Genomic DNA, 12,591 nt, shown 5'->3' with positions numbered 1-12,591 from the left:
AGATAAAGTGGACATATTAAAAAACCGGAATTTCCTCTTATTATTTTTAGGAAGAATTTTCACCAACATAGGAGATAGTTTGTATTATGTAGCCGCGATGTGGCTCGTATACAAATTAAGTGGTAGTCCTTTTTATTCTGGATTGGCTGGTTCCCTTACGTTATTACCTTCTGCACTACAATTTCTTACTGGTCCATTCGTTGATAGATGGTCCATTAAAAACACCCTCGTCATCACACAAGTTTTGCAATGCATTCTTATTTTAATCATTCCTATTACACACTACTTCGACCTACTAACAGTCCACCTACTACTCATCATCATGCCAGTCGTAGCCTTTATTGAACAATTCGCCTATCCCGCACAATCAAAAGCTTTACCACTTCTACTGCATAAAACACAATTATTAAAAGGAAATTCACTCTTCTCATTTGCATATCAAGGCATTGATTTAATTTGTACGACTCTTTCTGGAATATTAGTAGCACTATTTGGCGCCATTACTTTATATGTAATCGACTCCTTTACATTCGCGATTACTGCCCTTTTGTTCTTTTCATTGAAAATGCCAAAACAAACCGAAGCAAACACAGTACTTTCAACTAAGCAATATTTCACTGATTTAAAAGAAGGGTTTTCAATCGTCTTTCGTTCCTTAATGGGCGTCTTCTTAATCGGTTCCGTTGTCGCTAATTTTTCAATCGGTATGACGATGGCCATACTCCCTTCTTTCGCTGATTCTTTAGGCGGTGTAAAATTATATGGGTTCTTTTTAGCCGCTATCTCAGCCGGTTGTTTAATTGGAGCACTATTCAGTTCATGGGTTGGTAAACATAATGTTGGCCGTGTCTCCATTATTAGCTTCGCAACTGGCGCTTTCTTTTGGTTTCTCTCTACGATTGTACCATTTCAATGGTTATCCATTTTTTTATTCGGCTTAGCTTGGATACCAATTGGTGCGACCAACATATTATTTGCGACAATTGGTCAAATTGTAATTCCAAACCAATATCTTGGGCGCATCAATTCAGTCACACGGAGCATGGGCACAATTGCTATGCCGCTCGGCTCTTTAATTGGCGGATACACTGCGAATGTATATAGTAGCCAACTTATTTTCGCGCTTGCTAGCATTGGGATTTTATTCATTTCCCTCGTATGGCTACTTCATCCGAAATTACGGGCTTTTCCAAAAGCTGATGAAATTACAGCGGATACTTTTGAGCTTCGGTTTAAAGAAGAGTGCGGGAAAGGTGCGGCTTTATAACAGAACAAACATAACCCCGTTCTAAATTGGGGACGGGGTTAAAAATATAATTATTTCATTTTGGATGTAAAATACTTCACTAAAAATATAACAATGAAGTCGTTTGAATATCTAAAATTTATTCAACAATAGCACCAACTAAAAGGTGCCGTTAACGCTTTGATGGCCATGCCCCCTGCATTTTCCTTAATTGAATAATTTGGCCCGTATGATAGGCATCATGAAGCATGATATCCAGTAATTTCCCCTCAAGTGAATTTTGTTCAAGCTCTTTTTCAGAAATTGCACTCAATACCTGTCTTAAATTACGTTGAGCATTTTCAGAACGTTCAACGACTTTCTTCCATTCCGTATCATTATTAGATTGCTTAGTAAGATAAAAGGTGTCATTACCGTCAAGATTATGTGTCCATTCACGTCCTTCCAAGTTTGCTGCAAGTCTTTCTTTGTAATAAGTGAGATGATTAACATTCTCCCAAATGGTATTCGTTATCTCTCCAGCTGGTTTCCACATAGCCTGTTCAGCTGTAAGTCCTTCTATAGCATGTTTAAACGGTGCATACCAACTCTCTTTATCGAATGTTGAATCTAGTACGTTTAATAACAAGTCAATTCGTTTCAAAATAATCTCCCCCTAAATAGTTACAGTTCTCATCAGACCCTTATAACTCTGTAGGGATTCTACATGTTCAAATAAACTTCCTGCTAATCTCACTCCACAAACTCATCCGATTATGTAATTAAAATGACTCACATTTTTTCACTTTACATGTATACTAACGATCAAAAAAGAAGAGGCCGCTCCAAACAGCCTCTTCCCTTACATCTATTTCGGAAGCTCCACCCGAACAGTCGTCCCTTCCCCTTTCGTGCTATATACCGAAACGTTTCCGTTATGCAGTTCAACAATCTTCTGCACGATTGATAATCCTAAACCGCTACCTTCTACGTTTCTTGCCCTTGCTGTATCTACTTTGTAAAAACGATCAAAAATACGTTCCATCTCTTCTTTTTCCATTCCGATTCCGTTATCGGATATAGAGATAATGACACTAGACTCTAACTCTTCCACGAAAAACTCAATCGTTCCACCATCGTTTGAAAACTTAATGCTATTCGTAAAGATATTACTCCATACTTGATGAAGTAAGTTTTCATCACCTTTTATAGTGATATCTGGCACATCAAATTCAACAGCGATATCTTTTTCACGCCATTTCCATTCGAGCATAAAAATAACGTCTTTAATTTGCTTCTGCAAATTGAATTCTTTTATTTGTAGAACTTTCTCTTCTTTATCTAGTGATGCAAGCGTGAGTAACTGTTTACATAAACTAGACATTCGCTTACTTTCACCCTCAATAATTTGTAAGTAATGGTTTCTTTCTTCCACGCTCATCTTTTCTGTTTGCAACGTCTTCGAAAAACCTTGTATAGAAGAAAGCGGCGACTGAAATTCATGTGAAACGTTCGAAACGAATTCTTGTCTCATTTCATCTAGTTCTTTAATACTTTTCGTCATCTTTTGGAAGCTCGTAGATAACGTTCCTATTTCATCTTTTCGTTTTACGTCTAATTCAATTTTATATTCCCCACTCGCAATTTTTTGCGTAGCCTTCGTAAATTTACGGATTGGGCGAACGATATAACCTGCTGCAATCGCTATAAAAATAATACTTAATAGTACGATAAACCCAAGTAATACCGCTAAGAAAATTCGCATTTCGCCAAATTGGTTCTGAATGTCAGGACGAATAAATAAAGCGTACTGTTTATCACCGTGTTGCACTGGTACACCGACGCTATTAATTAATTCATTATCGAAAAACCCTGTAATAAAGAGACGAGTTGGATAGGTGGAAACACCATTAAACGTTTCTCCTTGCAATACTTTATGAACAGTAGCATCGCTAATAGACGTCTTACGAAACGCATTGCCAATACGCTTTCCATTCTTTTGATCATCGACAATATAAATTTCATACCCTAACTTTGCGATAGAATGTAAGTACGCCTCTTGATTTTCTTCACTTTGCTTTTCATATAACGATTTAACTTCTTCAGCATACTTTAAAATCTTTTCACTGTTATACGGTTTTAACTTCACTTGATAATATACGTTCGTTAATAAAAAGCCGATAATACTACTAAGTAGCATAATGCCGACCGTCATAAATACAAATCTAGAATATAGTGATTTCATCTTATTTCAACTCCAACTTATACCCAAGGCCGCGCACTGTCGTAATTTGAAAATCATCCGTTCGTCTTGAGAAACGATCTCGTAGTCGCTTCACATGAACATCAACTGTTCGTTCATCTCCCTCAAAATCCATTCCCCATACTAATTCAATTAATTCTTCTCTTGAAAATGTTCTTCCAGGATAACTAGCAAGTTGTGATAATAGCTCAAATTCCTTTAAAGGAAGCAAAATTGTTTGACCGTTACACTTTACTTCCACACCTTTTCGATCAATTGTCGTTCCGTGCAACGTAATAATATCTGCACTCAGCATTTGATAACGACGTAATAAAGCTTTCATACGAAAAATCACTTCAGCTGGTTCAAATGGTTTCACAATATAATCGTCTGTACCAGAAATGAAGCCTTTTTCTTTATCCACTAACTGGTCTTTCGCAGTTAATAAAATAACAGGAATATCATGATACTTCCGTATTTCTTCACATAACGTATAGCCATCAACAAATGGCATCATAATGTCTACGATCGCAAGATGAATATTTTCCTTCTCTAATACGTCTTGCGCTACCTTTCCATCTTCCGCCTCAAAAACTTGAAATCCCTCTTTTTGTAAATGATAATGCAACAACTCTCTAATATGTTTATCGTCATCAGCTAATAAAATATGTATCATCTTCATTAAACCCTCTCTCGTTCATCCTTCTACATCACTACATTAAGAAACAATTGAATTTTTTGCAAGAAAAAGAAAAAGAATCTATTTTGAAAAAAGATTATTCAAAATAGATTCTTACGTTTTAGTATTAAGATTATTTTAATGAAAAATAATTTCTATGCTTTAGAAATATCAACGAATCCTTCTCCAAATACGTCACGAACATCGTGTATAGCGATGAACGCAGCCGGATCTGTAGTTTGAACAATCCGTTTTAGCTTCACTACTTCTTGCTTATTAATAACAACATAAAGAATTTCCTTCGGAGTTTTCGTGTAATAGCCATGACCTGAGTACACAGTAACCCCTCTGCCCATTAAGGTAGTTACCTTCCCGGCAATTTCATTCGGATTATCAGAAATAATCGTAATGGCTTTCTTCGGATTTAAACCTTCAATTACAAACTCCATCACTTTCGTTGCTACATATAACATAATAATTGTTATCATCAGTTTTTCTGCACCAATGATGAAATACGATGAAAACGCAACAATTAAATCGAAGAACAGTAGACCGTAGCTAATGCTCCATCCTAAATATTTATGTGTCATCCTTGCTAAGATGGTAGTACCTGCAGTTGTTCCGCCAACACGAATGATTAGACCAATCCCGCATCCAATAAATATTCCTCCGAAAATGGCATTTACGAGCATTTCATCCGAAGCGATCGTCCAACCTTCTGTCAAATGAAGAAATAGTGAGTTTGTAACTACAGCAATGATTGTATAAATTGTTGTAATCTTATTTAAAAATTTATAACCGGCTATTAACAAAATCGCATTTAAAATTAAGTTAACTAAACCCGGTGACCATTCAAATAAATAGTACGTAATAATCGTGATACCTGTTACCCCGCCCTCACCAAACTCATTCGGGATAACAAACAAATTGACACCTAACGCAAAAAGAAATGCACCGATAATAATAAAAATAATGTCTGTCGTTCTTTTTTTCATACAGTACCTCACTTCTTATGTAAATATTTATTCTGCCATAAACTCTCACTATTATATCGTGGAATATTCAAATCGAACAGTGGTTTGTTTTTATTTTAATATAAGATAAAAAATCAACATTATTTATTATGTACTGCAAATAAAGTTTTGATTTCATCCGTAATTTACTCTTAAAAAGAAATGCTGAACATTGACTTGCACAAATTTCAAATAAAAAAGTACCCACCTAATTGTCATACGCAATGATAATTAGATGGGTACTGCATGATACATTTAGTTTGTACATGTATTGTTTGGAGAAAATTGCAAATAACGACTTATACTCGCCTTATTAAGACCAAATCCATACATTATCATTATTTTCAACGTTCGTCTTTGCTTCATGAACTTTTTCAATATGGTCAACTGTGTTCCAGTTAATAGAACTACCGCCCCAGCCTACATACTTCATATCAATTTTTACTTTCTCACCCACATTAAATACTTGTCCCTTTGTTAAGAAAACATCAATAATATCTTTCTTCCCGTTTAGCGATGGATACTCAACTACAACATATTTAGTAGCACCGTCTCCCTCATCTTCCATCGTTCCTACTTTTGATACTTCTCCAATTACATAATCGGGCGAGCCATCTTCTTTCATGTGCATACCTAACTTGTTTGTTGTATTTTCAACTGCAGTTGCAACCATATATTCTGTAAAATTACGCATCATAGATCCAATAGCTTTTACTTCATCTCCTACTTTCACGTTTGAAAGTGAATCAATATACACACTAACAGGTTCCTCATATTGCTTAGATTTTACAACAATCACACCGTTATCTACTTCTACTACTCGTCCTTCTAACGTCGAGAAATTCGATTCAATAGAAGCTGCACTTGCTTTTGTTAGTTCTAATCCTGGTACATTTGTTCCTGATAATGCTGCGATCCCTAAAGCACCTGCTAAAATTATTTTTTTCATACCCATATGTAACATCTCCATTCATGATGATTTTATTTTTTTGATTGGTATCGACCAACCTGTAATCATTATAGTTACAGGTTATAGAAAATAGCAACCATCTTTCTTATGCAATGATGCATACTGTGATTTTCAAATATAAATTTTAGCAAAAAATATTTGTAGATTATTCCTATATTCAGCACTAATACTAAATTCTCAAATTACAGCAGGTGAACTTATTGAAGGCGGAGAAACTAATGTCATGTACAATGTTCTTCAACTCTACGGTTTGTATAGCCGTAGTTCATTAAATTATATAGGAGCGGGATTCATATGTTAATAAAGCCAAAGAGATTACAGCCAGGAGATATCGTAGCAACAGTAAGTCCTTCATGGGGCGGTGCAGGTGATTCTGAAATAAGATGGCGATATGAACAAGGAGTAAAAAGATTAGAAGAAGTTTTTAGTCTTACGGTTATCCCAATGCCAAATAGCTTAAAAGGTAGCGAATACCTTTATAACAATCCAGAGGATCGTGCGGAAGATATAATGACAGCATTTAAAGATACACGCGTGAAAGCAATTATCGCGAATATTGGCGGTGAAGATAGCATCCGGTTACTTCCCTATATAGATTTTAATGTGATACGCGAAAACCCGAAAATTTTTATGGGGTACTCTGACGTTACTATTTCACATTTATTTTGCCATAAAGCAGGGCTTTCCTCTTTATACGGTCCAGCAATTTTGACCGACTTTGCCGAAAATGTAGAGATGGATCCATATACAATTGAAATGGTAAATCGTACTCTCTTTTCAAATGAAACGATTGGAGAGATTCAACCAGCTTATGAATGGACAAGTGAGCATTTAGAATGGATTGAAATAAATAAGGATACAAGACGTACGATGCAGCAAAACAATGGATATGAGCTACTTCAAGGCTCTACCACTGTACAGGGGCGCTTAATTGGTGGTTGTATTGAAGTATTGGAATTTGCAAAAGGAACGGAACTTTGGCCTGAGAAAAAACATTGGGAGAATAGTATTCTCTTCTTTGAAACTTCTGAAGATCATCCAGAACCAAGTTATATAAAATATTGGTTACGAAATTATGCAGCACAAGGTATTCTGCAAAAAACAAAAGGAATCATTTTTGGTAAACCGAAAGATGAACAATACTATGAAGAATATAAACAGGAAATATTGCAGGTTATGAAGGAACATAACTTAGAAGATTTGCCGATTCTTTATAATTTAAATTTTGGCCATACTGAACCGAAGTTTATTTTGCCTTACGGTGCAATGGCAGAAATTAATTGTGAAAATGAATCTTTCTCTATTTTGGAAAGTGGCGTGGAATGAATAAAAACACTCCTATGAGATATGTCTGTGAATTGGTACTTTTTAAAAGTATATAATTGGAGGGAGATTACGTGTATGGAAGTAACATTTACAGTAAGTAAGTGGGATGAAAAACCAATCGATGATAATAAAAAAGATTTCCCTATTAATATTGCTCATGTCGAATATGATATTGATGGGGAATTAAAAGGAAAGGCTTTTGTTGAATACTTATTATATTATTTAGACTCAAATATAAATGATGGTCACTTAGCTACTGCTAAAATTTCTCGATTTTTACACTTTGAAGGGATTTATAAGGGGCAACAAGGAACATTTACAGCTCTAGAGCAAGGAATATTTGATAAAGGAAATTTAGATTCCCCAGGAACAATTATTAAAGCTACCGGTAACTTAGAAAACCTGAGAGGATCCTATAATTATCAGTTTACAGGTCAAACTAGTAAACTAATTTTAGAGTTTGAATTTCAGCAAAATACCTTATAATTTAGTGGAAAGGACATTTCTTGTAATACTAGGAATGTCCTTTTTGTTGACGAGTTTATTCAAGTTAAAAATGAACAGAGTATATTATCAGTATTCAGCAATGCATAAAATTTTCTTCATGGGGGAATTAAAAATCTACGCCCTAGAGACATCATGCCCCCACCTATTCATTTCTTTTTTTACTAATTAAAGAATAATCCCCGAAAAACTCCCCTTCATAACTTCCTTTTCAAGTTGATTCCTACATATAAACGTCGCAATAATTTTTGTACGATTTTTTTCATCAGGCTCAAATTGTTCAATAGTTACGTCACAACGAATCGTATCGCCGCTAAAAACAGGACGTAAAAATTCAAAATCCATTTTGCGAGCTAGTACGTTATAATCACCGCCAATTTTTGTAGGCAATGTTGATGTTAACAGCCCTTGTACAACAAATCTTCCCTGCTCATCTGGTGTAACATGATGAACGCCTTCATCTTTCGATACTTCTGTAAATAACGCAACATCCTCTTTCGTAAAAGTTCGTTCAAAGTTGATTTTTTCGCCTACTTGCAATTTCATTAATCCCCCTCCTCAAAAACACTTGTAAAATAAGAAAAACCGAAACTAAAAATCATTTCGGTTTTTCTAACTAAAGAAGTCTATTTATTTTAAAGAATGTACAAACAACCCGCTACGCAGTTTCGGTTCAAACCACGTTGATTTTGGCGGCATGACTTCTCCGGCATCTGCGATTGCTAATAAAGCTTCCATTGATGTCGGATATAGTGAAAACGCCACTTTATATTCACCGCTATTTACAAGACGTTCTAGTTCTTCTAATCCACGGATTCCTCCGACAAAGTCGATGCGTGAATCAGATCGCGGATCATGTATTTCAAGCACTTGGCTTAATAAATGATCTTGCAGGATAGATACATCTAAACCTCTAACAAGATCATTCGCATCAAACGTTTCCTCTTTCACAGTAAGCTTATACCACTTCTCATTTACATACATACCAAATGATTTGGGCTCATTTGGTTTATACGGAGAAACAGTTGCTTCTTCTACATAAAAGTACTGCGTAATTTGATTTAAAAACTGTTCCTCTGATAAGCCATTTAAATCTTTCACAACTCGGTTATAATCCCAAATCGATAATTCATCATGAGGGAATAGAACGGATAAGAAGAAATTAAATTCCTCTTCTCCTGTGTAATTTGGATATTGTTCTCTTCGCATAAGTCCTACTTTTGCAGCTGATGCAGAACGGTGATGCCCGTCTGCAATATAAAGATTAGGAATATCTTCAAATGCGTTTACTAAAGTCGTAATTACATCTTCATCTACAATCTTCCACACAACATGCTTAACACCGTCTTCTGCTGTAAATGTATAAATTGGCGTATGTTCTTCTTTCCAGCTCCTAATTAAATGCTTTACTTCATCTTTTGTACGGTACGTTAAAAAAATCGGACCTGTATTTGCGTCACACACATCTACGTGGCGAATACGATCTAGCTCTTTTTCATGACGTGTTCTTTCATGTTTTTTAATTGTATCATCTTCATACTCATCAATAGATGTACAAACGACAAGGCCTGACTGCGTTCTTCCTTGCATCGTCAGTTCATAAATATATAGCGCTGGCTCTTCATCTTGTATGAACACTTCTTCTCGTATAAATTGCTTTAAATTGTCGCCCGCTTTTTCATACACGCGATCATCATACGGTGACAGTTCAGGATCTAAATCAATTTCTGCTTTATCAACATGCAAGAAAGAATATGGATTCCCTTTTACAACTTCCCTTGCCTCTTCACTATTTAATACGTCATACGGTAAAGCTGCCACTTGTGCCGCTTTTTCCTCTACTGGACGAATGGCCCGAAACGGTCGTATTTTTGCCACATTCCTCTCTCCTTTACACAATCATTCGAACGGCTACAACACCTGTAATTTTGCTTATATTTTCTACAATATTCTCTTTTATTATATCATCAATTCCGTTATCGATATCAATCATTGTGTATGCCCAAGAATGTCTACTACGATTAATCATATCGGCAATATTAATATGATGTTCTGCTAAACATCCTGTAATTTGTCCTACCATGTTTGGAACGTTTTGATGCATAATTGTAATTCGTTTCTTTCCGATATACGGCAATTCTACGTTTGGATAGTTTACTGAATTACGAATATTTCCTGTCTCTAAATATTCACGTAATTGACGTGCTGCCATTACTGCACAATTTTCTTCTGATTCAGACGTAGATGCACCAAGGTGAGGCGTCGCTGTTACATTTTTCATCTTTATTACATTTTCATTTGGGAAGTCCGTTACGTAATGTGTAATAATATCTTCTTCTAATGCTTTTTGAAGAACCTTTTCATCTACAAGTTCTCCTCTAGAGAAATTAAATAGACGCATCCCTCTTTTCATCTTCTCTACAGCGTGTTCCCCAATAATCCCCTTCGTTTGATTCGTAAGAGGAATATGCAGTGTAATATAATCACACGTTGCAAAAATTTCATCAAGGCTAAATGCTCTTTGCACATGTGTAGAAAGACGCCAAGCTGTTTCAACTGAAATATAAGGATCATATCCGATAACATCCATCCCTAATGCTAACGCATCGTTCGCAACTAAAGCACCAATTGCGCCAAGTCCGATAACACCTAGACGTTTCCCTGCAATTTCTGATCCAACAAATTGTTTTTTTCCTGATTCAACAAGCTGTGGTACTTCTTCACCCTCTAAGTTTTTCGTCCAACTTACACCATTAATAATGTTACGTGAAGACATAATAAGACTGGCAATAATGAGTTCCTTTACAGCGTTTGCATTTGCCCCCGGCGTGTTAAATACTACAATTCCTTTTTCTGTACATCGCTCGACAGGAATATTATTTACACCAGCGCCAGCTCTTGCAATCGCCTTTAAGTCTTTTGAAAACTCTTCTTGATGTAAAGAGTAGCTACGAAGCAAAATCCCATCTGGGTGATTGATTTTATCCCCTACTTCATAACGTTCTTCAGTAAAAACTTGTAAACCTTTTTCTGCAATTTGATTTAACGTTTGAACACGAAACATATCCCCATCTCCCTATCTATTCTCAAGCTCAAATTCCTTCATATAATCTACTAATTGTTTTACACCTTCCACTGGCATCGCATTGTAAATACTTGCACGCATACCGCCGACTGAGCGATGTCCTTTTAGCGTAACGAAACCGCGTTCCTTCGCCTTTTGTAAAAACTCATTGTTAAGTTCTTCTGACGGTGTTGTAAATGGAATGTTCATAAGTGATCGATACGCAGGGTCAACTGGTGAAGTAAATAATTTAGATTCATCTAAAAAATGATAAATAAGTGAAGATTTCATTTTATTTTGTTCTTCAATCGCAGATACTCCGCCTTGCTCTTTCAACCACTCTAGTACAAGTTTTGTTACGTAAATACTAAAGGATGGCGGTGTATTATATAAGGAGTTATTTTTACTGTAAGTTTCATAATTTAACATTGTCGGACAAGAGCGATCTGCTCCCCCAATTAAATCTCTTTTTATAATAGCAATCGTTAAACCCGCAGGTCCTAAATTCTTTTGCGCCCCGGCATATATAAGAACAAACTTCGAAACATCATATCTCTCTGATAAAATATTTGAGGACATATCCGCAACGAGCGGCACTCTTTCTACATGTGGAATTTCCACATATTTTGTCCCTTCAATTGTATTATTCGTTGTAATATGTACATAATCTAGTTTTTCATCACTTAATAAACCGTCCAGTTTAGGAATCGTAGTAAACTTCTCTTGCTCGGAAGAAGCAATCACTTGTACTTCCCCAACTTTTTCGGCTTCTTGCAATGCCTTTTTAGACCATGAGCCAGTTAGTACGTATCCAGCTTTTTTATACGTATTCATTAAGTTCAACGGTATCATAGAGAATTGTAATGACGCACCGCCTTGTAAAAATAAAATATCATACTCATCAGGGATGCTCATTAATTCACGAAGTAAGTTACTCGCTTCCTCTATAATACTTTGAAAATAAGAAGATCGATGACTCATTTCCATAATAGACATGCCTGTCCCGTTATAATTTAATAGCTCCTTTTGCACTTTCTCTAAAACTGGCAAAGGGAGTATTGATGGTCCTGCTGAAAAATTATAGACTCTCTCCATTACCCTCATAACCTCCCTATTTCTCATCGGATTATTTTTTAAACTTTCTGAATTATAACCTAAAATATAATATGTGGTCAATTTGTTTTATATTATTACGGCGCAAGACGCGATGGAATCGCTTGCAAGTGCAGACTTTTTTATGAACATATAAAAAAGTGTTAAGTACATAATCGTACTTAACACTCTAATAATGAAAGAATAATAGCTAATCGTTCGTAAAGAACCGATCAAAAATTTGATAAATAGCAGAGAGACCAATGAGCCAATAAATAGTGTCCACAAGCGCCGGCATAGAACCAAACCATTTCTCAACTACATTGTAATCTAACGCTACAAATAACCAATTCAAACCGCCAAGAATCACCAAAATTACTGTAAGGTAAGACAAAAATTTCATTATGATTGCCCCCTAGGTGATAAGATGGTGAAAGGCCTTTCACTAGAAATATATGTAGTAAACTTTAAAACTT

13 protein-coding genes are annotated in these 12,591 nt (G+C 35.7%); 3 read left to right on the top strand and 10 right to left on the bottom strand.

Annotated features, from left to right (window positions below; all coding sequences use genetic code 11):
• Positions 1-7: 7 nt before the first annotated feature.
• Positions 8-1,267, top strand: coding sequence for an MFS transporter (locus tag DN400_RS01960; protein WP_065229085.1), 1,260 nt, complete (start codon positions 8-10; stop codon positions 1,265-1,267).
• Between the two features lie 151 nt (positions 1,268-1,418).
• On the opposite strand, the gene DN400_RS01955 is transcribed toward DN400_RS01960, so the two are convergent.
• The 5 genes from DN400_RS01955 to DN400_RS01935 all read right to left on the bottom strand — a co-directional run bounded on the left by DN400_RS01955 (position 1,419) and on the right by DN400_RS01935 (position 6,114).
• The gene (locus tag DN400_RS01955; RefSeq protein ID WP_065229086.1) at positions 1,419-1,889 is read right to left on the bottom strand and encodes a DinB family protein; all 471 of its coding nucleotides are present in this window, start codon (positions 1,887-1,889) and stop codon (positions 1,419-1,421) included.
• A gap of 204 nt (positions 1,890-2,093) precedes the next feature.
• The gene (locus DN400_RS01950) at positions 2,094-3,470 is read right to left on the bottom strand and encodes a sensor histidine kinase (RefSeq protein WP_065229087.1); all 1,377 of its coding nucleotides are present in this window, start codon (positions 3,468-3,470) and stop codon (positions 2,094-2,096) included.
• Position 3,471: 1 nt separating this feature from the next.
• Entirely contained in the window at positions 3,472-4,149 is a 678-nt protein-coding gene (locus DN400_RS01945; RefSeq protein WP_016512569.1) for a response regulator transcription factor, read from the bottom strand.
• A gap of 152 nt (positions 4,150-4,301) precedes the next feature.
• Positions 4,302-5,141 (bottom strand): YitT family protein, encoded by an 840-nt coding sequence (locus tag DN400_RS01940; RefSeq protein ID WP_000747488.1) that lies wholly within the window; start codon positions 5,139-5,141, stop codon positions 4,302-4,304.
• Between the two features lie 331 nt (positions 5,142-5,472).
• Positions 5,473-6,114 (bottom strand): ATP F0F1 synthase subunit alpha, encoded by a 642-nt coding sequence (locus DN400_RS01935; protein ID WP_065229088.1) that lies wholly within the window; start codon positions 6,112-6,114, stop codon positions 5,473-5,475.
• A gap of 309 nt (positions 6,115-6,423) precedes the next feature.
• Between DN400_RS01935 and DN400_RS01930 the strand changes: the two genes are divergently transcribed.
• Both DN400_RS01930 and DN400_RS01925 read left to right on the top strand, forming a co-directional pair.
• Entirely contained in the window at positions 6,424-7,455 is a 1,032-nt protein-coding gene (locus DN400_RS01930) for a S66 family peptidase (RefSeq protein ID WP_147801511.1), read from the top strand.
• Positions 7,456-7,530: 75 nt separating this feature from the next.
• On the top strand, positions 7,531-7,941 hold the full coding sequence (locus tag DN400_RS01925; protein WP_147801510.1) for a DUF3224 domain-containing protein: 411 nt from the start codon (positions 7,531-7,533) through the stop codon (positions 7,939-7,941).
• Between the two features lie 186 nt (positions 7,942-8,127).
• On the opposite strand, the gene DN400_RS01920 is transcribed toward DN400_RS01925, so the two are convergent.
• The 5 genes from DN400_RS01920 to DN400_RS01900 all read right to left on the bottom strand — a co-directional run bounded on the left by DN400_RS01920 (position 8,128) and on the right by DN400_RS01900 (position 12,518).
• Positions 8,128-8,505, bottom strand: a complete 378-nt coding sequence (locus DN400_RS01920) for a MaoC family dehydratase (RefSeq protein ID WP_000776354.1) — start codon at positions 8,503-8,505, stop codon at positions 8,128-8,130.
• A gap of 84 nt (positions 8,506-8,589) precedes the next feature.
• A complete protein-coding gene (locus tag DN400_RS01915) occupies positions 8,590-9,837 on the bottom strand; it encodes a DUF1015 domain-containing protein (protein ID WP_001063081.1) in 1,248 nt (415 codons plus the stop codon).
• Positions 9,838-9,850: 13 nt separating this feature from the next.
• Positions 9,851-11,023, bottom strand: coding sequence for a 3-phosphoglycerate dehydrogenase family protein (locus DN400_RS01910; protein ID WP_147801509.1), 1,173 nt, complete (start codon positions 11,021-11,023; stop codon positions 9,851-9,853).
• Positions 11,024-11,035: 12 nt separating this feature from the next.
• Entirely contained in the window at positions 11,036-12,118 is a 1,083-nt protein-coding gene (serC, locus tag DN400_RS01905; RefSeq protein WP_147801508.1) for a 3-phosphoserine/phosphohydroxythreonine transaminase, read from the bottom strand.
• 208 nt (positions 12,119-12,326) lie between these two features.
• Positions 12,327-12,518, bottom strand: a complete 192-nt coding sequence (locus DN400_RS01900) for a DUF378 domain-containing protein (RefSeq protein WP_000670804.1) — start codon at positions 12,516-12,518, stop codon at positions 12,327-12,329.
• Between the last annotated feature and the right edge of the window lie 73 nt (positions 12,519-12,591).

Source organism: Bacillus sp. AR8-1, from assembly GCF_008042345.1.
Taxonomy (GTDB): Bacteria; Bacillota; Bacilli; order Bacillales; family Bacillaceae_G; genus Bacillus_A; species Bacillus_A cereus.
Note: the sequence above shows the minus strand (reverse complement) of the source record. Positions and strands in the feature narration are given on the sequence as shown.